Raw genomic sequence first — 20729 nt, forward strand, 5'->3', positions numbered from 1 at the left:
CAAATGGCAACCCGTAACCTCTGGACAAAAGAAGAACTAATTCTTGCTTTTAATTTGTATTTAAAAATTCCTTTCGGGAAGATGCACAGTACTAATAAAGACATTATTCATCTTGCTGGCTTAATTGACCGTACGCCAAGTTCGATTGCTTTACGTTTGGTAAACTTCGCCAGTGTAGATCCGGCTCTGCAAGCAAGGGGAATTAAAGGAATGGATGGCGGAACAAAAATAGTTCAGCCAATTTGGGATGAATATTTTCACAACCAAAAGGAACTAATTTTTCAAAGTGAACTGATATTAGCACAAAAGGAAAATATTTCAATTGAGGATAAATACCATGATCTTTTTTTGGAATTAAAAGATATAAAAGGAGAAACTAAAATAAGAGAAGTAAAAACTAGAGTGAATCAATCCGTTTTTAGACAAATGATTTTGGCTAACTATGGAGTTAAGTGTGCTATTACAGGAATTGATATTCCGGAGTTATTATTAGCCAGTCATATTGTTCCTTGGTCAACAGATGAAAATGAAAGGTTAAATCCTGAAAATGGCATTTGTCTTTCGGCACTTTACGATAAAGCATTTGATAAAGGATTAATTGGAATCAACCAAAAGTATCAAGTCATTTTATCTACTAGTTTAAAAAAGAAAATGAAGTTTAGTTTTTATCAAACTCATTTTGGAGCAATTGAAAACCTAAAAATAGCTGAACCTATAAAATATCTCCCTAGATTAGAATTTCTAGAATTCCATTTAGACACCATTTTTGATAGATAAAAACCATTTCTGTTCCCTCCATCATTTGCCAACCGAAATCATTAGAAACCCCCACTTAATAATCACTTTACATAAACATGAGTTTTATCAGTTTTTCATGGTTTGTAAAAGATTAAATTTGGCATAAAAACAACAAAAGCGTTTATATGGAAATAGTGACCAAACCTACCAAATATGAATTGGGCGAAATGCTGCTTGAAATAGGTTCCCTGCTTATGGTGGCTGGCGCCAATACCGAGCGTGTCAAAGTTACTATTAGTAGAATTGCGGGTGCCTTTGAATGCGATTCGCAACTCATGATTACCAATCATGCCTTAATGATTACCTTGACGTATAATAGTAAAGTGAAAACCTTTACCAGCGTAAAATGGGTGCCAAACATGCATCTTAATTTCAATCTTATTGCTGACATCAGTGCGATGAGTTGGAAAATTGTAGAAGAAAAATGGTCGGTAGAGCGCATCAATACCGAAATGAAACTGCTCAACAAAAAAGCACTTTATCCACGTTTTTTAGTGTTGTTTTTAGTAGCACTCGCAGGATCTTCTTTTTGTAGATTGATGGGTGGCGAGACAGTCGAAATGATAGTTTGTTTTGTTGGAACATTCCTTGGTCTTTATGTGAGACAGGAATCGATGAAGATGCACTTTAATTTTTATTTGTGTGTCTTTTTTGCAGCCTTTACCTCTTCCTTCATCGTCGGACTTTATTCGTTCTTGAATCCTGAAGCCGAGTCTATTCATGCCTTATCCACTTCGGTTTTGTTTTTGATTCCAGGAGTGCCAATGATTAATTCTTTCTCTGATTTAATAGACGGGAATATCCTGAACGGAACAACTCGAGGTGTAAATGTCTTGGTGATTGCATTTGCTATTGCCTTAGGATTGATGACTTCTTTATTAATTTTTAATTTACACTAATATGGATTATTTAGCATTATTAGAAAAAGGAATATGGTTGGGTTGTGCCGGTGTCGGATTTGCGGTATTGTTCAATGTGCCACGAAGAACTTTGGGCGTTATTTATCTTATCGCAGCTTTGGGCGGCATGCTTAAATTTTATTTTTTATCACTCGAAGTAGGTCTGATTTTATCCACTTTAAGCGGTGCGAGTCTTATTGGTTTTGCAAGTATATTGGCCGCTCATTATCGAAAATCACCTCCAATGACATTTGCGCTTCCAGCATTGATACCTATGATTCCGGGACTTTATGCCTATAAAGCCATGGTAGGAATAATGAAATTGACTGCCGAAAAAGATCCTGTTGCTTATGGGAAACTCTTTTTTGAAACCGTGAACAATGGACTTTCGGCTTTGTTTATCATTTTGTCATTGGCGGCAGGAGTTGCTATTCCAATGTTGATTGCACGCAAGGAAACGGTGAAGCGTATAAAACCCGAATTAGTATTAGAAAAATAAAAAGAAAGTTCACTAGCTAATAAGTATAATTAATTTGAAGCTGTATTTCAAGTCTGTTTTTTTAACTGCACTTCGACTTTAATCCGTGCAGGCCTAAATCATTGTTTTTGTATAGGGTTTTTGCTTTTGCTGCAAAATAAGTATAACCACCTATTAATTCGATTTACAATAGTTTATCAGGGGCAATCTTTTTCATCTAAAGGGAATACGAATGATTTATCCTGAGCTACAAAGTGTTAAAACAGTAAAATTCTTTCTGTCTTAGCGGCTTGACGGCAAAAAAATAAAAAGGAATAGTTTCAATATTTATAGCAAACAGTTAATTAATTCTTGTTTTGTAATCAAAATGCTATTCGAATGAAGGGTGTTTTTTTTATTTCTTAAAATTTTGGTAAAGGGCATGATAAAATGAAAAAAGAATATTAGATTTGAGAAAACAATAATTAATATACTTATGAAGATTCAATTTAATACAGACAAAAACATAGAAGGTCACGAAAGATTAGAAATATATTTTACTGAAGAAATACAAAAAGATTTAGCTCGTTTTGAGGAAAAAGTAACCCGTATTGAGGTGCATCTAGGAGACGAAAACAATGCAAAAAGTGGGGTGAATGATAAACGATGTGTGATTGAAGCTCGTCCGGCGAAATTGCAGCCTATTGCAGTTACTGCTCATGCAGATACAATCGAAAAAGCTTTTTTTCAGGCGGTCGAAAAAATTAAAAAAACACTTACTTCGACTTTCGATAAGCAACATGCCCATTAAGAAATTGGTTATATAGATTAAATATTAATTCAACTAAAAACAGTCTAAGAAAATTATTTTTTTAGACTGTTTTTTTATTGTGTGAAATAATTCTTTCTGAGCCCTGATAGCAGCAAATTAACCCGCACCAGTACATGAAGTTTTTTACCGTCTGTTCGAGGTGTAATTTTTTTTCAAAAAAAAGCAATATAAAGATGACGTTATCTTTGTGTATAATCTGAATTAGAATTAGGCAGTGTAGCAGTAAATCAATTAGTGTTAATTACCTGAGTTCGAGTTTTGTTTCAAAATATTATATTAAGCAATATTGGTGAGTTCTATTCTAATGAATTTCCCCCATGGTAGTAATATCTTTTCACTTAGTATATTTTGAGCCTATTTCTATTTCATTAATTCATTGAGCGATGATTAGTTTAGAAAAAATTACACCTCGAACAGACGAAGAATAATCTTTAGCTTAATGACATTGCGCGAGAAGTTGCTAGGGTTCCAATAAAGTAATTGGGCTTGGATAATGCAAAGAGCAGGCCAAGGCGTGTTCAGAAAACAGAATGTGGTGCTCCTAAAAAAACATTGGACGTAGAAATGTAGCTGTTTTGTTGGATAAAAACGGCACTTGTTTTATTTTTTCTTAGCTATCCCATTCGGTCTTATATATTTGATTAATTTTGCCGAAAATATTTAAGGAAGCGTGGGAAGTAAAAATAAATTAAAAAGATTCAAGGAAAACGAAACATTCGATAATGTTTTTCAACCAAGTAGAGAAGATGTCGTGGGAGATTTATTTCCGCTAAAAGGCAAATGGAATACCGATTTTTTCAAAAACGACAATCCATTAGTGTTAGAATTGGGTTGTGGCAAAGGAGAATATTCAGTGGGTTTGGCTGAAAAATATCCAAATAAGAACTTTGTTGGTATCGATATTAAGGGCGCGCGTTTTTGGCGTGGAGCGAAAACGGCTGTTGATACGGGTTTGCATAATGTGGCCTTCATTCGAACGCAAATCGAATTGATCAATCATATTTTTTCCGAAAACGAAGTCGATGAGATTTGGATTACTTTTCCGGATCCACAAATCAAATACAAACGGACAAAACACAGAATGACCAACTCGGAATTTCTACAATTGTATAAAAAAGTACTCAAAAAGGATGGTGTTGTCAACCTGAAAACGGATAGTGAATTCATGCACGGTTACACTTTGGGATTGTTACATGGAGAAGGGCATGAGGTGTTGTACGCGAATCACAATGTATATGTAAACGAAGGAAGTCCTGAGGAAGTGACTGCTTTTCAGACGTTTTACGAAAAACAATATTTAGAAATTAACAAGGCAATTACGTACATTCGTTTTAAAATTAAAGAATAGTATCTTGATTCTAATAAAAAAGGTTGGTCTTTTTATGAAGCTTATCCATAATTTATGATATTTATAACGCCATTATTTTTAGGATTTATTTCCGCTTTTGTAGGCATTAGTCCTCCAGGATTAATCAATATGACAGCTGCAAAAGTAAATCATAAGGAAGGAAGGCGTAATGCGTTATGGTTTGTTTTTGGGGCAATGATTGTAATTTGTCTTCAAGTTTTTTTTGCGGTATTATTTGCTAAAATCATCAATCGTCGACTTGATTTAGTCACTTTGATGCGGGAAATTGGTTTTGGGATATTTGCTACTCTAACGGTTTATTTTTTATGGTTGGCCAAGAAGCCTAAAGACAAAATAAGAAAATTAAAAAAGAAAAGTAAAACCAAACGTTTCTTTCATGGGATGTTACTCTCTTCTCTTAATTTTTTACCCATACCTTACTATGTTTTTATGAGCATTACTCTAGCTTCATACAATCTTTTTTCATTTGAGACGGATTCTATTTTGATCTTTTTAATCGGGGTTGTATTTGGTTCGTTTTTAGTTCTCTATATTTATATTTCCTATTTTAATAGAACTGAAAATAAAAGAGGTTTTATTATGAAAAACATGAATACCATTGTTGGAATTATTACGGGTCTGATTTCAATTATTACTTTGATCAATATTATTCAATATTATTGGTAATAGGGATGGACAAGCTAAACGATAATTTTTTCGAAAGAGTCTATGCCGTTGCCAGACAAATTCCCTACGGAAAAGTAACTTCTTATGGAGCAATTGCAAAAACACTTGGCGCCGCACGTTCAGCCAGAATGGTAGGATGGGCAATGAATGCCGCGCACAACTTAGAAGATGTTCCAGCACATAGAGTGGTAAATAGAAAGGGATTGTTGACTGGAAAACACCATTTTGACGGAACAAATTTGATGCAACAACTGTTGGAAAGTGAAGGTGTAAAAGTCGAAAACAATCAAATTGTGGATTTCGAAAAAGTGTTTTGGGAACCTGAAATAGGATTGTAAATTCATAAATAACAGCAAAAGGAGTTGTGGAACTACTGCTTTTCGATTGCAATTAATCGCATCCAAAACCTTTATAATAAGAACTTTTCATTGTATCTTTGCACTCTAGATATTTCAATAGAATTAGTTTAAATAAAAATAATATCTCGATTGGATTTTTCCGATTGAAAACGATAAATAGCATCAAATGAAATTAGATAAAAAAGAAATTCTTAAAGCCTTAGAATCGATTACTGTTGCAGGCGAAGGGAAAAACATGGTAGAAAGCGGAGCAATTGCTAATGTTGTAGTATTTGGTGATGAGGTTGTAATTGAATTAGTGTTGCATGTACCGGCAATGCATATACGCAAACGTGCAGAAGATGATATAAAGAAAACAATTCTTGAAAAAGTTTTTCCTGATGCAAAAATAAAAATTAATGTAAAAATTGAAGCTCCTGAAAAAGCAGAAATCAAAGGAAAATCGATTCCTGGAATCAAAAATATTATTGCCGTTGCCTCTGGTAAAGGAGGTGTAGGAAAATCTACAGTTACCGCAAATTTAGCAGTGACATTAACAAAAATGGGTTTTTCAGTAGGTGTTTTAGATGCTGATATATACGGGCCATCAATGCCAATTATGTTTGATGTAGAATCAGAAAAACCATTGTCAGTAACTGTCGATGGAAAATCTAAAATGAAACCTGTTGAAAGTTATGGAGTTAAAATTCTTTCGATTGGATTTTTCACGTCTCCAAGTCAAGCAGTTGTATGGCGTGGACCAATGGCTTCAAAAGCGTTAAACCAAATGATTTTTGATGCTGATTGGGGCGAATTAGACTTTATGCTTCTTGATTTACCTCCAGGAACTGGGGATATTCATTTGTCTATAGTGCAAGCTTTACCTATTACAGGTGCAGTGGTGGTGAGTACACCGCAAGCTGTAGCACTTGCTGATGCAAAAAAAGGGGTTTCCATGTTTATGTCTGAAGCGATAAATGTTCCTGTTCTTGGAATTATTGAAAATATGGCGTATTTTACACCTGAGGAATTGCCAAATAATAAATATTATATCTTTGGAAAAGAAGGCGCTAAAGATCTTTCAGAAGATTTACAAGTCCCTTTCTTAGGCGAAGTTCCTATAGTGCAATCAATTCGTGAAGCGGGAGATTGTGGTCGTCCAGCGGCCATGCAAACGGGTTCCGTTATTGAAACAGTTTTTGAAGAAATTACAAGAAATGTAGTTAGAGAAGTGATCGATAGAAATGAAAATTTACCTGCTACCGAAGCAGTTAAAATAACAACTATGGCTGGTTGTGCCGCAGTTAAAAAATAATTTATAATTTTAATAAATGACAACAGAAGAATTAACAAGCAATATTTTAAAAGCACTTGAAGAAATTCGTCCTTTTTTAAATTCTGACGGGGGTGATATACAACTTGTTTCCATAGAGGAAGGTAAACATGTAAAAGTGCGACTCGAAGGAGCTTGTACCAGTTGTAGCGTAAGTCACATGACACTAAGAGCTGGGGTGGAAACTACAATCAAAAAATATGCTCCTCAAATTGAAACAGTCGTCAATATAGCATAATCATTCTGTCTTTGCTTTTAGGAATTGGGGCAAGGCCTACACTTTCACTTGCATTGCAGTGTGGTTGGGGTTTTTGTTGCACTTTCCCAAAATAAATAAATAGAATTTTTACTTCAAATGAATGTCACTGTATTCCTCTGTAAAACAGAATTAAAGTGAAATCGTTTTTCACGCATGCCCAATAGCTTTTTAGGATTTGCTATTATTACTTTATTATTCAATGGATATAACAATATATATTACAGACCGTAAAGGGCAACCGCATAAAGTTAAAGTGCCAACAGATATGGCTTTGAATTTAATGCAAGTCGTTCAAGCTTATGAAATAGAACCACTTGGAACTGTTGGAATATGTGGCGGGAAATTGATGTGTTCTAGTTGTCATTGTTATGTTTTAAAGGATGTAAATACTCCTGAAAAAAGAGATATGGAAGAAGCGACACTTTCGAGATTAATGCACCTAAAATCCAATAGTCGTTTGAGTTGTCAAATTCCAATAACTGTAGCTATGGAAGGCATAGAAATAGCATTGGCTCCCATAGTATAAAAAAAGCGCGAAGAAATTCGCGCTTTTTTTAATTCGCAAAAATTGGAATAGCTTTGGGTAAAATGCGTTCTACAAATTTAGCATAAGCCAATTCTGAAGGATGTAAGCCATCAGAAGCAACCAAATCTGGGTTTGCCAATCCTTGTTGTGTAATATCGGTAATATTCACAAATTCAATATTTTTTTGTACGCAATAGTTTTTTGCAAAAGTATTGTATTGTTCCAGTTCTAAAGAAATGGCTGCCGAAGTAGTTGCATTAAGCCTTTTACCATAAGGTGTAAAGGCATAATCAGGTATAGAAACGACAATTAATTTAGATTTATCTCCTTTGGCTAATTTAATAGCCGTGCTTACTAATTGTGGAAATTCTTGTTCATATACCGAAAAAGGTTGGTGTTGGTATTGATTGTTAACACCAATTAATAGGGTTACAAAATCATAATTGGCCTGTGGATTTTGAGTAGCTATATCCGAAATTAAGTTGGTTGTTGTCCAACCCGTTGTCGCAATGATTTCAAGAGAAAAAGTGTTATTAGAGAAGGATTTTTGTAAACCTGACTTTAGTTGTTCCGGAAACCGACAGCTTTCACAAACGCTTTGCCCAATGGTATAACTGTCCCCAAGAGCCAAGTAGTTCAATTGTCTTTTTACTGGCAGTGATAAAATTTCAGGAGTTGTATTTTCACTACTGCAACTTAAAAAAGTGAAGGATATAAAAAATACTGCTACAACGTTTATAAGTGTTTTCATAAAAATGAGAATTCATTAATTCCATATATTTACGAATTATTTAATGAAATGGTTTTGTATTACGACATTTCAATCTTCATTTTGATGTTTTCTTCAATTGCATCCCATAATCCAATTCGTTTTTCAAGAGCTAATACCGAAATAATTTCAACTTCTGCCCATTTTTGAGCATCAGTGCCACAAAGTTCCGTTATCATTTTCATTGCCATCGGTCCGTGTTCATCTGCATCAAGTTCTATATGTCTTTCAAAATAGTAAATTAGTTTGCTTAAATCAGTATTTGGAAAATTAGACTGAAAGCTCTTTACTATTTCAGTAAACATTGTTGGAATTAAATCTTCTCTACCAAAGGTAAAAGCTGCGGCAATTTCATGTGTTTTACCTTCCTCAATTACTCTAAAAGTAAAATCTAAAAAAGCTTTAATATTTGGATGTAAATTGCTTTTTTTAATGGCGACAAATATATTGTTAAGGGAATGGACTTCTAATAAAAATGACTTGATTTCACTTGTGTTTGCGCCGCAAAATTCCATCGCTTCAAGATACATTTCATAATGACTTTGTCTACGGCCATCAATTGTTAAATCACTTTCTTCAGCTAGAACAATCTCGTTTATTAAATATCTTGTCTCTGGATTATTTGTAGCAAACCATGGAGTTGTTGTGCAGGTAAGTTTTTCTTGTAAGGCTTTTAGTAAAGACATGAAATCCCAAACAGCATAGACATGACTTTCTAAAAAGCAATTTAAGTCATCAATTGTCAACACCTTTTCATATAAAGAATGCTTTAATAATTGCTCTCTTTGAGGGTTTATTATATCGTTTATTTTTTCAATATTCATTTTGCTTTTTATTGTAAAAATAGAAAAACTTCCTGTTTCTAGAAAGCATTCGCTATCAATTTTATAAATACTTTAATAGTCGTTTAATGCTATTTAAATGCTGATATTCCAGTAATATCCATTCCAGTTATCAATAAATGAATGTCATGCGTTCCTTCGTATGTGATAACAGATTCTAAATTCATCATATGTCTCATGATCGAATAGTCGCCGCTAATTCCCATTGCGCCAAGGATTTGTCGTGCTTCGCGGGCAATATGAATCGCCATATCTACATTATTTCTTTTGGCCATTGAAATTTGTGCAGTAGTAGCTTTTCCTTCATTTTTTAAAACACCTAAACGCCAGGTGAGTAATTGTGCTTTGGTGATTTCGGTAATCATTTCGGCCAATTTTTTCTGTTGTAATTGAGTTCCGGCTATAGGTTTGTCAAATTGGATTCTTTCCTTGGCATATCGTAGCGCCGTGTCGTAGCAATCCATGGCTGCCCCAATTGCGCCCCAAGCAATCCCATATCGAGCTGAATCTAAACAGCCAAGCGGAGCTCCTAATCCAGATTTGTTAGGCAATAAATTTCCTTTTGGAACTTTTACATTATCAAAAATTAATTCTCCAGTGGCAGATGCTCGAAGTGACCATTTGTGGTGTGTTTCAGGTGTTGAAAATCCCTGCATTCCTCTTTCTATAATTAAACCATGAATTCGTCCTTCTTCATTTTTAGCCCAAACAATTGCGATGTCTGCAAAAGGAGCGTTCGAAATCCACATTTTGGCGCCGTTTAAAAGATAATGGTCACCTTTGTCTTTGAAATTAGTTATCATGCTTCCGGGATCAGAACCATAATTTGGTTCAGTCAAGCCAAAACAACCCATGAATTCTCCTGATGCTAATTTGGGTAAATATTTCATGCGTTGTTCCTCATTACCGTATTTCCAGATAGGATACATCACTAAAGAAGATTGTACCGAAGCTGTAGATCTCACACCAGAATCCCCTCTTTCGATTTCCTGCATTATCAAACCATAAGAAATATAATCGAGTCCTGCTCCACCATATTCTTCAGGAATATAAGGCCCAAAGGCACCAATTTCTGCCAAGCCATGAATGATTTGTATTGGGAACTCTGCTTTTTGAGCATAGTCTTCAATAATTGGTGACACTTCTCGTTTTACCCAGCCTCTAGCAGCTTCACGAACTAATTTGTGTTCATCCGATAATAAAGCATCAAGGTCGTAATAATCTGGAGATTGAAATAAGTCTGGTTTCATGATTATGAATTTTATGTAACAAAGCTACATAAAGAAATATAACAATACAAAGATGAAATGTTATATTTTGAATTATCCATAAAGAAAGGATACTATTGAAAGAATGGAAGAATAGTATTCGATTACATCTTCAAATAAAAATCTTTTGTCAATTCGATGTATTCAGGAGTATAAATATGTCTAGCTGTTTCTATTGTTAATTCATCAGCAGTAAATGTGCTCAACTGCTCCGCCCGGTCGCTGTCGCTAGGGTCATATCGTTTGAAAGCCAATAAGCTGCGTTTTACCTCCGTTGTTGGAGTTCCTTTTACGCGAGTTATTTTGACAGGGAATAATTCAAACTCTTTGGCTAGAGCTATGAAATTTTGTTCTTCTTTGAATGGGATAATTACAGCAAATAGTCCGTTTTCAGATAATAACAAATCAGCTACCTCAATCAGATCCTCGAAGGGCATTGCTGATTGAAAACGTGCTAAATCGCGTTGTTCATCATTAGATTTGTAATCTTCGGAATAAAAAGGGGGATTGGAAACAATTAAATCGTATTCGTCTTCTGGTTCTTCAATAAATTCATCTATTCCGGCATGAAAACAAAACAAACGATCGTTCCAAGGGGAGTTTTCAAAATTATCTGTGGCCTGTTCGTAGGCTTCTTCGTCAATCTCTACTGCGTCGATCTGAGTTGCGGCACTTCGTTGTGACAGCATTAAGGCGATAATTCCAGTTCCAGTTCCAATGTCTAAAATACTGAAAGGATTGTTTTCAATAGGCGCCCAAGCTCCTAGAAGTACTCCGTCAGTTCCAATTTTCATCGCGCATCGGTCTTGTTCGACTGAAAATTGTTTGAATTGGAATTTTGACATAAAGATTTAAGATTATTTTTGGATTAACCGATTAATCAATTAACCGATTAAACTTTTTACAAATACATTTCAATCAAACCTTCTGGTAAGTCCATGATGACTTTTTTGTTTTCTCGGTCAATTTTTACCAAGAAATGGTCAATCATTGGAATTAAGATTTCAACATCACCCTTTAAAACTTCGAATAGAGGTTGGGCAGTTGAATCGTTAACGGATTGAATTACTCCAACTACGCCAAGGCGTTTGTCTTCAACTTCAAAACCGATAACTTCGTGATAGTAGAATTTGTTGCCCGAAAGTTTGGGTAACATTTTAATAGGGAGATATAAATCGTTTCCAAGTAAAGCTTCTGCTTCCTCTTCGGTGCTTACATCTTCAAAACGGATACGGAGAAAGTCGTTTTTGTGAAGCGAACTGCTTTCAATAAAAAAAGGAACCAAGTGTTTGTTGCATTCAACAAACACTGATTCCAAGTTTTCGTATAACTCAGGTTCGTCCGTGTCTAAATAGGCAAGAACTTCCCCTTTGAAACTGAATTTTTTTGCGATTTTACCTAAATAGAAACAATCTTCTTTACGCATCTTCGCTACTTAAATTATGCTTCTGGAGTTTCTTCTTCTTCAGCAGCAGGAGCTTCTTCAGTGGCAGCTTCAACTTCAGCAACTTCTTCTTCAATAACAGGATTAGCAGCAGCAATTGCGTCAGCTTCTACTTGAGCAGCAGTAGCCAATCGTTTTGCGTTTACAGCTTGTTCTGCTTTGAAAGCTTTTGCTTTAGCGTCAGCTTGTGCTTTAGATAAACCGTCTTTTTTAGAATCTACTGTTCCAGCTTTTGCTTCTAACCAAGCAGCTAATTTTGCATCAGCTTGTTCTTGAGTCAAAGCTCCTTTACGAATACCTCCATCAAGGTGGTGTTTCAATAAAGCTCCTTTGTAAGAAAGAATTGCTTTTGCTGTATCAGTTGGTTGAGCACCATTGTGCAACCATTTTACTGCGCTATCCAAGTTTAATTCGATAGTTGCAGGGTTTGTGTTTGGATTGTAAGTACCAATTTTTTCTAGGTATTTACCATCTCTTTTTGAGCGAGCATCTGCTGCTACAACCCAGTAAAACGGTTTTTGTTTTTTACCGTGTCTTTGTAATCTTATTTTTACTGACATAATCTAATGATTAAATTTTGAGGTACTCGACCTCGATTAATTAAGGGTGCAAAGATACATTTTTTATTTGTAATTACTAATTCGTTATTAGATTTAATGAATGCTAATTTATTGTGGTGTTTTCGATGTAACTTTTGGATGTAGTTCCTTTTTTTTAATCAAAATACTATACTTTTGTGTAGTTCAATATCAATATTATGAAATATTTTTTTCTATATAGTTTGCTTTTCCTAGCTTTTATTTCTTGTCAGGATGACGTTAAGTTTAATAATCCTGCTTTTGAAGGACAAAAAGATAATGTGTTCTGGAGAGCGGTTGATGCAAAAGCTTTTCTTTCCAAAAGTGGATCATTAAGTATAGAAGCCTATACAAGAAATGAAAAAGTGACTTTAAAAACTACTTCTACAATTTTACAAACCTATATATTAGGTACAAGTACGTCAAATATGGCAACTTATGTTTTAACAGATAGCAGCGGAACAATAACTTTTGCTACTGGAACGGGGAGAGGTTCAGGGCAAATAGTTATTGATGAATATGATACGGTAAATAAAACCGTTACAGGTACATTTAAATTTAATGCTGAAAACGTCTTTAATAATCCCTTGGCTGGACCAATATTGAATTTTCAATATGGTCATTTTTATAAAGTTCCAGTAACTGTATTGGTTTTATAATTCAATATTTATTTTGAAAAACTCTTGTATTTAGCGAGTTTCGGATCTGTTATTGAGTATTTCACAAAAATATATGCTATAAATTAGCTAATACATAGTAGATTAGAAATAAATAAGAGTACATTTGTACAGTTATTTAAAATAAGTACATATGAATATTTTTGTTGGAAGCCTTCCATTCAGTATTGAGGAAGCAGATTTAAGAGAGTCTTTCGAGGCTTACGGAGCAGTTGATTCTGTGAAAATTATTACTGATAAATTTACTGGAAGAAGTAAAGGATTCGGTTTTGTTGAAATGCCAAATGATGACGAGGCTCAAAAAGCAATCGATGAGTTAAACGGAGCGACTGTTCAAGGTCGTGCTATCGTAGTAAATAAATCTGAGCCAAAACCAGAAGGCGAAAGAAGAAGTTTTAACAGCAACAGCCGTGGTGGAGATTCACGCGGAGGTTATGGTGGTGGAAACAGCCGTGGTGGAGACAACCGTGGAGGTGGAGACAGAGGAGGAAGATATTAATATTTTCTTTTAAAACATAAAAAAAGGTGTCAATGAAAATTGACACCTTTTTTGTTTGCTCTCATTCCAAACCCTCTCCAGAGGAGTGGGAGAGAATTTCTTGTTTTCTGTTAACCAATTTCCAACTTCTTTAGTACTATCTGATTTTTCTCTAGACAATCTTTTTCATTGCTTGAATTATGGAATAATAAACAAGAAATTACACCATTAACTTGTTTGCGGTCTAATGGATAATTCAAAATAATTTATATATTTGGTTGTTTATAAATAATTGAACATTCCATAAAATGAGGAAATTACTTTTTGCAACAATTGCTTTTTTGGCAATTCAATTCGTTTCAGCTCAAGAAACGACAACTGATTCAAATAACCTTATTTACAATCTAGATGAAATTGAAAAAATACCCGAGTTTCCAGGGGGGATGAATGAGTTTTATAACTTTATTAGAAAAAATTATACTGCTCCATCTAAGACTCTTTCAGATAAAGTTTTGGTACGTTTTATAGTTGAAAAAGATGGTAGTCTATCCAGTTTCAAAGTATTGAAGTCTGTTAATTATGATTCCGATAAAGAAGCTGTTAGGGTTTTATCAATATGCCCTAATTGGATTCCTGGAGAAAAAAATGGTCAAAAAGTAAGATGCAAGTTTACTCTTCCAATCTCAAAATTAATTTATAATTATCAGATCCATACTTACTCTGCTCAACAAAGTTTAAAAGGGGTTATTTACAATTCAGCTGGGATGGAAAAAAAACCGGAATTTCCGGGAGGTATTGAAAAGTTACATGAATTTATTAGAAATAATTACATTGCTCCCTCAAAGGGTGTTAAAGGGAATGTCTTTGTGACTTTTATAATTGAAATAGACGGTAGTCTTTCAGATATTAAAGTATTAAGAGATCCAGGTTATGGAACGGCAGCGGAAGTTATAAGGGTTATGTCAAAATGTCCTAATTGGATTCCAGGGGAACAAAATGGTCAAAAAGTAAGAACTACTTATAGTTTACCAATTCCTATAAAATCCTAGTATTATTTTGAGTATCTCGGAAAAGTAATTGTTGAAAAAAATATCCACAAAAAAAGCTGTCAAATTTGACAGCTTTTTTTGTTTTCAAAGAGATTTGACAACTTTCAAAAAGTTGTCAAATCATATTATTTCTTATCAGTGAATTAGATATTAGCCGCTAACCAATCTCCAACTTCTTTAGTTCCGTAAGCTTTTCCGCCATCGGCTAAGTCTTCGGTAACGATTCCTGCTTCTAAAGCTTTGTTTACTGAATCTCTCATTGCTTTTCCTTCTTCCATCAAACCGAAGTTTTCAAACATCATAGCTGCGGATAAAACAGTAGCCATAGGATTAGCAATGTTTAAACCAGTTGCTTGAGGATATGAACCGTGAATTGGCTCAAACAAAGATACCTCAGCTCCCATAGACGCTGAAGGCATTAATCCCATAGAACCTGAAATTACAGAAGCTTCATCAGTTAAAATATCTCCAAATAAGTTCTCTGTAATCAATACATCATATGTGTTTGGCCATTGCACCAAACGCATCGCAACTGCATCAACAAATTCGTATGAAACAGTAACTTCAGGATAATCTTTTTCCATAGCTTGAACTGTTTCTCTCCACAAACGAGATGTTTCAAGAACGTTAGCTTTATCTACGCAACACAATCTTTTAGAACGTGTCATGGCTAATTCAAAACCTTTTTTAGCCAAACGTTGTACCTCATGTCTTGTGTACACACAGTTGTCAAAAGCAGTTTCTCCACCGTCTCTTCTTCCTTTTTCTCCAAAGTAGATTCCACCAGTTAGTTCACGTAGAAAAACCAAATCAGTTCCTTCGATACGCTCTCTTTTTAAAGGAGATTTATCTAATAAAGATGGAAAAGTAAAAGTAGGTCTTACGTTTGCAAACAAACCTAATGCTTTACGCATTTTCAACAATCCTTGTTCAGGACGGACAGGTGCTGAAGGATCATTGTCGTATTTTGGGTGGCCAATTGCACCAAATAAAACTGCATCAGCGTTTTTACAAATTTCATGTGTTGAATCTGGATAAGGTTCCCCTACTGCGTCAATCGCTGCAGCACCAGTCAAAGCTGGTTTCCAAGTAATTTCATGTCCAAATTTTTGTGCAATTGCATCTGATACTTTTACAGCTTGATCAATTACTTCAGGACCGATTCCGTCTCCTGCTAAAAGTGCTATGTTAAATTTCATTCTTATTGTTTTGTGTTATTGGTTGTGTTTAATTATACTGTTGCAATGTTAAGCATTTTTTGTGTTGCAATGATTGCTGCTACTGTTTGATCGGAGTCTAGTCCACGAGTTTTGAATTCCTTTCCGTTATTTGTCCATGTGATGATGGTTTCGCATAAGGCATCTGAACTACTTCCTGGTGGAATTCTTACCGCATAGTCAATCAGTTTTGGTAAAATCATTTTTTTGTTCTTATAAATTTTCACTAATGCATTCATAAAAGCATCAAATTGTCCGTCACCTTGAGCGTGTTCTTCTATTATTTCTCCATCAATTTTCAAGCAAAGTGTTGTTGAAGGACGCATTCCTTTAGCATGAGATAAAACATAGGATGCAACTGTTATTTTTTCTTCATAAGTATGACTATCCAATACATCCGAAATGATATAAGGTAAATCTTCCTTAGTAACCGTTTCTTTTTTATCACCCAGTTCAATGATTCGTTGAGTAACTAATTTTAAATCTTCTTGGTTTAGCTTTAATCCTAATTCTTGAAGGTTTTTTTCGATATTGGCTTTTCCTGAAGTTTTCCCTAAAGCGTATTTTCGTTTTCTTCCAAAACGTTCTGGAAGTAAATCATTAAAATATAAATTGTTTTTGTTGTCGCCATCGGCATGAATTCCAGCAGTTTGTGTAAAAACATTGTCTCCAACGATGGGTTTATTTGCAGGAATTCTATAGCCAGTAAATGTCTCTACCAATTTACTCACAGAGTATAAAGAAGATTCCTTCACATTGATTTTTACTTCAGGCATAAAATCATTGATAACGGCTACAGTACTTTCAAGCGGAGCATTCCCTGCTCGTTCTCCCATTCCGTTTACGGTTACGTGAAGACCGTGGATGCCCGCTTTTATCGCTTCCATGACATTAGCAATACTTAAATCATAATCGTTATGGGCGTGAAAATCAAAATGAATTTTAGGATATTTAGCTATAATTTCAGAAATGAAAGCGAATGTTTCTGAAGGAATTAATACGCCTAAAGTATCAGGTAATAATATTCTTTGAACTGGTTGCTGTGTTAAAAAATCTAAATATTGGTATACATATTCCGGAGAATTACGCATTCCGTTGCTCCAATCCTCTAAATATACATTGGTTGCAATTCCGTTTTCATTGGCCAAAGCAATAGTTTGGGCAATTTCAGTAAAATGTTGTTCTGGAGTTTTCTTTAATTGGTATTTAAGATGATTCAAGGAACCTTTGGTCAATAAATTTTGAACTTTGGCACCTGTTTTTTTCATCCATTCGATTGATAAACCACCATCAACAAAAGTTAAAACTTCAACTCGATTAGAGTATCCTTTAGATTCAGCCCAAGACATAATGCCTTTAACTCCTTGAAATTCTCCTTCACTCACACGAGCTGAGGCGATTTCGATGCGATCAATATTTAATTCTTCAAGCAACAATTGTGCAATGGTTAGTTTTTCTGCAGCAGAAAAAGAGACTCCCGAGGTTTGTTCCCCATCACGGAGAGTCGTGTCCATTATTTCAATTTTTCTTTTTTCCATTTTAAATTTGATACTAATTGATTTTATAAATAAAATCGGAAAATTGTATTTTTTATATAAAGATTAAAAGCAGTTACTGAGTTCAACTTAAAAGCTGAACTTACAGTAACTGCATTTTTATTTTTTATTTTTTAGTAAGGTAGTTTGTTGGCAAAGCCTACAATTTCTTCTTTAATGTTTTGCAAGTAGTCTATATCGTCAAAACCATTTACCATATTGTCTTTTTTGTATCCAGAGATGTCGAAAGATTCTTTTTCTCCAGTTGCCATTAATGTAATTGTTTGAGCTGGAAGATTGATTTCCAATTCTGTTTTAGGATCAGCTTCAATTGCTTTGAATATTGTTTCAGCAAATTCAGGACTTACTTGAACAGGTAAAACGCCAATGTTCAAACAATTTCCTTTGAAAATATCTGCAAAGAAACTAGAAACTACAGCTCTGAATCCGTAATCATAAACTGCCCAAGCTGCGTGTTCTCTTGAAGAACCGGAGCCAAAGTTTTTTCCGCCAACAAGAATTTTTCCCGAGTAAGTGGAATCGTTTAAAACGAAATCTGCTTTTGGAGAATCATCTCCGTTGTATCTCCAGTCTCTGAAAAGATTGTCGCCAAATGCTTCACGTTTGGTAGCTTTCAAGAAACGAGCTGGGATGATTTGATCGGTATCTACATTTTCAATTGGTAGTGGCACTGCACTACTGCGAAGGACATTAAATTTATCGTATGCCATTTTAATTTTAGATTTTAGATTTTAGATTTTAGATTTCTCAGTAAAAGGAAATGCTAAAGGCTAAAATGTTTTATATTATTAATGTAAAAGAATTTTAATTTGAATTTTTTAGATTTTAAAGTTTTTACGCTATAGGCAGAAATCTAAAATCTAAAATCTTCAATCTAAAATAATTCCCTTGGATCTGTCAATTTTCCAGTAACTGCTGCTGCAGCTGCCATAATAGGAGAAGCTAACAACGTTCTTGAACCTGGACCTTGACGTCCTTCGAAGTTTCTGTTTGAAGTACTCACTGCATATTTTCCAGCTGGTACTTTATCATCATTCATTGCTAAACAAGCAGAACATCCTGGTTGACGCAATACGAAACCAGCTTCAGTAAGAATGTCTAACAAACCTTCTTCTTTGATTTGTTCTTCAACAACGTGAGAACCTGGAACTAACCAAGCCGTAACATTATCTGCTTTTTTGCGACCTTTTACAATTTCTGTAAAAGCTCTAAAATCTTCAATTCGACCATTGGTACAACTTCCCAAGAAAACAAAATCAATTGGTTTACCAATCATCACATCGTCTTCCTCGAAGCCCATATAGGCTAAAGATTTTCTATAAGTTTCCTTGCCACCTTTAACTTGGTTGGCACTTGGAATATGTTTAGAGATACCGATTCCCATACCAGGATTTGTACCATATGTAATCATTGGCTCGATATCTGCTGCGTCGATGTTTATTTCTGCATCAAAAACAGCATCAGCATCTGTTTTTAAGGTTTTCCAATATTCAACTGATTTTGTCCAAGCTTCTCCTTTTGGAGCGTATAATCTACCTTCAAGGAAATCGAATGTTTTTTGATCTGGAGCAATCATACCACCACGTGCACCCATTTCGATACTTAGATTACAAACTGTCATACGACCTTCCATTGACATTTCTTCGAAAACGTTTCCTGCATATTCTGCAAAATATCCTGTTCCTCCAGATGTAGTCAATTGGGCAATAATATAAAGTGCAACATCTTTTGGACCCACACCTTTGCTTAATTTACCATTTACGTTGATACGCATTTTCTTTGGTTTCGGTTGCATAATACATTGAGTAGAAAGCACCATTTCCACCTCAGAAGTTCCGATTCCAAAAGCGATACAACCAAAAGCTCCGTGAGTAGATGTATGTGAATCCCCACAAACAATTGTTGCTCCTGGTAATGTTATTCCGTTTTCAGGACCTACTACGTGAACAATTCCATTTTTTTTGTGTCCTAATCCCCAATGAGAAATGCCGTATTCTGCAGCATTATCTTCTAATGCTTTCAACTGATTGGCTGATAAAAAATCGGCTACTGGCAAATGCTGGTTTATTGTTGGTGTATTGTGATCCGCTGTTGCGAATGTGCGTTCTGGATATAAAACCGTAATTCCTCTTTCTTTTAAACCTAAAAAAGCAACAGGACTAGTTACTTCGTGAATGAAATGACGGTCAATAAAAAACACGTCTGGTCCATCTGCTATTTTACGCACCACGTGCGAATCCCATACTTTGTCGAATAATGTAGTACTCATCTTTAACTGTTTTTTAGTGTATTTCTTTTTTTTCAACCACGGCAATTGGTTGAAATTGTAACATTGAGTGCGAATTTAAAAAAAAGATATACAACCGTCAATTTAATTATTGGTTTATATACGATACCCAAAATGATTTTACAACTCATTACGAACTAAGTTTGTTTGAATTGGATCAAATATTCTATTTTAATTTTGGTAGTATTTTGATTTTTAACCTAATTTTTAACTTGAATTGAAGTGTTTTTAAAATTTATGATTATTATACTGTTTTGATAAAAATGGCGCGTTTGTTTGAAAATAGTTTAATAAAAGTGGGATTATGTCTAAATATTTCTAGTTAATTGTGCTTTTTATTTTTTTATAGTCTATTGTTCTATAGTTGATTTTTAGTCTTAAAGCATGCTAATAACTACATTTTACTAAAACATATTCGAAGCTTTTTTTACTAGTAATTTTGATAAATTACTACGACGTCCAAAAATTAGAGTTCGTGTATTTTTAGTTTTTGTGAAAGGGTTTTTTAAAACAAATTATAATTGAATTTTAATGATTCAAAATACCAGTTAAAATTCAACATAAGAATATATAGTACTTTTTTAATAAATATTTGAGTTGAATTTTGAAGAATGAATGTGTAGTCGTTGCTTACTATTTATTTGTTTTTCTTAGGATTTTGTCGAGTGTCAAAAATTCTATTGATATAGATTTTTGTTCTGCCTTCTCGATAAGTAATTTACCAATGATGGTGAATTAGCTTTCTGTATTCGTATTTTAAATCCACAAAATCTTCATCAATAGAACCAATTTCTTTATAATTATCAGTCTCCAAAATTTCAGTATTTTTTCTTAATTCTATTGCAATTGCAATCGCTTTTTTAAACCCATAAAGCAGTGCGTTAAATCTTGTTGTTCTTCCTAAATCCTTTATGCCCTTGTAGTCCAAAAAACAGGTTTTATTATTCTTTCCACCTTTCGATAATTTTTTGCACTTCAGTTTGGTTGTGAATTTTTCCTTTTTTAATGTCATCTTCAGATTCAGCAATCATCTTGTCTTTTGTTATTTGGATACTATACGCTTTCGCCATTGCATAGAATAACTTAA

25 protein-coding genes are annotated in these 20729 nt (G+C 34.3%); 13 read left to right on the forward strand and 12 right to left on the reverse strand.

Annotated features, from left to right (window positions below):
- The first annotated feature begins 3 nt into the window (after nt 1-3).
- The 10 genes from E0F76_RS16155 (at nt 4) to E0F76_RS16200 (ending at nt 7477) form a co-directional block, all read left to right on the forward strand.
- Entirely contained in the window at nt 4-777 is a 774-nt protein-coding gene (locus E0F76_RS16155) for an HNH endonuclease (protein ID WP_132008526.1), read from the forward strand.
- Between the two features lie 146 nt (nt 778-923).
- Entirely contained in the window at nt 924-1697 is a 774-nt protein-coding gene (locus E0F76_RS16160) for a threonine/serine exporter family protein (protein WP_132008528.1), read from the forward strand.
- Between the two features lies 1 nt (nt 1698).
- A complete protein-coding gene (locus E0F76_RS16165; protein ID WP_132008530.1) occupies nt 1699-2196 on the forward strand; it encodes a threonine/serine exporter family protein in 498 nt (165 codons plus the stop codon).
- 454 nt (nt 2197-2650) lie between these two features.
- The gene (locus tag E0F76_RS16170; protein WP_132008533.1) at nt 2651-2965 is read left to right on the forward strand and encodes an HPF/RaiA family ribosome-associated protein; all 315 of its coding nucleotides are present in this window, start codon (nt 2651-2653) and stop codon (nt 2963-2965) included.
- 691 nt (nt 2966-3656) lie between these two features.
- Complete coding sequence (gene trmB / locus E0F76_RS16175) at nt 3657-4334, forward strand: tRNA (guanosine(46)-N7)-methyltransferase TrmB (RefSeq protein ID WP_132008536.1); 678 nt, start codon at nt 3657-3659, stop codon at nt 4332-4334.
- Nucleotides 4335-4388: 54 nt separating this feature from the next.
- On the forward strand, nt 4389-5021 hold the full coding sequence (locus E0F76_RS16180) for a LysE family transporter (protein WP_132008539.1): 633 nt from the start codon (nt 4389-4391) through the stop codon (nt 5019-5021).
- A 5-nt stretch (nt 5022-5026) separates the two neighbouring features.
- Nucleotides 5027-5359 (forward strand): MGMT family protein, encoded by a 333-nt coding sequence (locus tag E0F76_RS16185; RefSeq protein WP_132008542.1) that lies wholly within the window; start codon nt 5027-5029, stop codon nt 5357-5359.
- Nucleotides 5360-5546: 187 nt separating this feature from the next.
- The gene (locus E0F76_RS16190) at nt 5547-6674 is read left to right on the forward strand and encodes an Mrp/NBP35 family ATP-binding protein (RefSeq protein WP_132008545.1); all 1128 of its coding nucleotides are present in this window, start codon (nt 5547-5549) and stop codon (nt 6672-6674) included.
- Between the two features lie 16 nt (nt 6675-6690).
- Nucleotides 6691-6930 carry a NifU family protein gene (locus E0F76_RS16195; RefSeq protein ID WP_132008548.1) on the forward strand — a complete coding sequence of 80 codons (240 nt, stop codon included), beginning with the start codon at nt 6691-6693 and terminating at the stop codon, nt 6928-6930.
- Between the two features lie 220 nt (nt 6931-7150).
- Nucleotides 7151-7477, forward strand: coding sequence for a 2Fe-2S iron-sulfur cluster-binding protein (locus tag E0F76_RS16200; protein ID WP_132008551.1), 327 nt, complete (start codon nt 7151-7153; stop codon nt 7475-7477).
- 28 nt (nt 7478-7505) lie between these two features.
- On the opposite strand, the gene E0F76_RS16205 is transcribed toward E0F76_RS16200, so the two are convergent.
- From E0F76_RS16205 to E0F76_RS16230, 6 genes are all read right to left on the reverse strand, one after another.
- On the reverse strand, nt 7506-8228 hold the full coding sequence (locus E0F76_RS16205; RefSeq protein ID WP_132008554.1) for an SGNH/GDSL hydrolase family protein: 723 nt from the start codon (nt 8226-8228) through the stop codon (nt 7506-7508).
- A 59-nt stretch (nt 8229-8287) separates the two neighbouring features.
- Nucleotides 8288-9070, reverse strand: coding sequence for a DUF3050 domain-containing protein (locus E0F76_RS16210; RefSeq protein ID WP_132008557.1), 783 nt, complete (start codon nt 9068-9070; stop codon nt 8288-8290).
- A gap of 89 nt (nt 9071-9159) precedes the next feature.
- On the reverse strand, nt 9160-10338 hold the full coding sequence (locus tag E0F76_RS16215; protein ID WP_132008560.1) for an acyl-CoA dehydrogenase family protein: 1179 nt from the start codon (nt 10336-10338) through the stop codon (nt 9160-9162).
- Nucleotides 10339-10460: 122 nt separating this feature from the next.
- The gene (locus E0F76_RS16220; protein ID WP_132008563.1) at nt 10461-11201 is read right to left on the reverse strand and encodes a tRNA1(Val) (adenine(37)-N6)-methyltransferase; all 741 of its coding nucleotides are present in this window, start codon (nt 11199-11201) and stop codon (nt 10461-10463) included.
- Between the two features lie 56 nt (nt 11202-11257).
- Complete coding sequence (gene rimM, locus E0F76_RS16225) at nt 11258-11782, reverse strand: ribosome maturation factor RimM (protein ID WP_132008566.1); 525 nt, start codon at nt 11780-11782, stop codon at nt 11258-11260.
- Between the two features lie 14 nt (nt 11783-11796).
- Complete coding sequence (locus E0F76_RS16230) at nt 11797-12360, reverse strand: 30S ribosomal protein S16 (protein ID WP_132008569.1); 564 nt, start codon at nt 12358-12360, stop codon at nt 11797-11799.
- A gap of 197 nt (nt 12361-12557) precedes the next feature.
- On the opposite strand from E0F76_RS16230, the gene E0F76_RS16235 reads away from it, so the two are divergent.
- The 3 genes from E0F76_RS16235 (at nt 12558) to E0F76_RS16245 (ending at nt 14582) form a co-directional block, all read left to right on the forward strand.
- Nucleotides 12558-13037 (forward strand): DUF6252 family protein, encoded by a 480-nt coding sequence (locus E0F76_RS16235; RefSeq protein ID WP_132008572.1) that lies wholly within the window; start codon nt 12558-12560, stop codon nt 13035-13037.
- 151 nt (nt 13038-13188) lie between these two features.
- The gene (locus tag E0F76_RS16240) at nt 13189-13554 is read left to right on the forward strand and encodes an RNA recognition motif domain-containing protein (RefSeq protein WP_132008575.1); all 366 of its coding nucleotides are present in this window, start codon (nt 13189-13191) and stop codon (nt 13552-13554) included.
- A 287-nt stretch (nt 13555-13841) separates the two neighbouring features.
- Nucleotides 13842-14582, forward strand: a complete 741-nt coding sequence (locus tag E0F76_RS16245) for an energy transducer TonB (protein ID WP_132008578.1) — start codon at nt 13842-13844, stop codon at nt 14580-14582.
- 143 nt (nt 14583-14725) lie between these two features.
- Here E0F76_RS16245 and leuB read toward each other — a convergent pair whose 3' ends face one another.
- The 6 genes from leuB to E0F76_RS19925 form a co-directional block, all read right to left on the reverse strand.
- Nucleotides 14726-15781, reverse strand: a complete 1056-nt coding sequence (gene leuB / locus E0F76_RS16250) for a 3-isopropylmalate dehydrogenase (RefSeq protein WP_132008581.1) — start codon at nt 15779-15781, stop codon at nt 14726-14728.
- Nucleotides 15782-15813: 32 nt separating this feature from the next.
- On the reverse strand, nt 15814-17337 hold the full coding sequence (locus E0F76_RS16255; RefSeq protein ID WP_132008584.1) for an alpha-isopropylmalate synthase regulatory domain-containing protein: 1524 nt from the start codon (nt 17335-17337) through the stop codon (nt 15814-15816).
- A 131-nt stretch (nt 17338-17468) separates the two neighbouring features.
- On the reverse strand, nt 17469-18065 hold the full coding sequence (gene leuD, locus E0F76_RS16260; RefSeq protein WP_132008587.1) for a 3-isopropylmalate dehydratase small subunit: 597 nt from the start codon (nt 18063-18065) through the stop codon (nt 17469-17471).
- Nucleotides 18066-18229: 164 nt separating this feature from the next.
- The gene (gene leuC, locus E0F76_RS16265) at nt 18230-19624 is read right to left on the reverse strand and encodes a 3-isopropylmalate dehydratase large subunit (protein ID WP_132008590.1); all 1395 of its coding nucleotides are present in this window, start codon (nt 19622-19624) and stop codon (nt 18230-18232) included.
- 736 nt (nt 19625-20360) lie between these two features.
- A complete protein-coding gene (locus E0F76_RS16270) occupies nt 20361-20570 on the reverse strand; it encodes a hypothetical protein (protein WP_246022091.1) in 210 nt (69 codons plus the stop codon).
- A gap of 13 nt (nt 20571-20583) precedes the next feature.
- Entirely contained in the window at nt 20584-20712 is a 129-nt protein-coding gene (locus tag E0F76_RS19925; protein WP_281275293.1) for a hypothetical protein, read from the reverse strand.
- Nucleotides 20713-20729: the final 17 nt, after the last annotated feature.

The organism is Flavobacterium cellulosilyticum (assembly GCF_004349355.1).
GTDB classification, from domain to species: domain Bacteria; phylum Bacteroidota; class Bacteroidia; order Flavobacteriales; family Flavobacteriaceae; genus Flavobacterium; species Flavobacterium cellulosilyticum.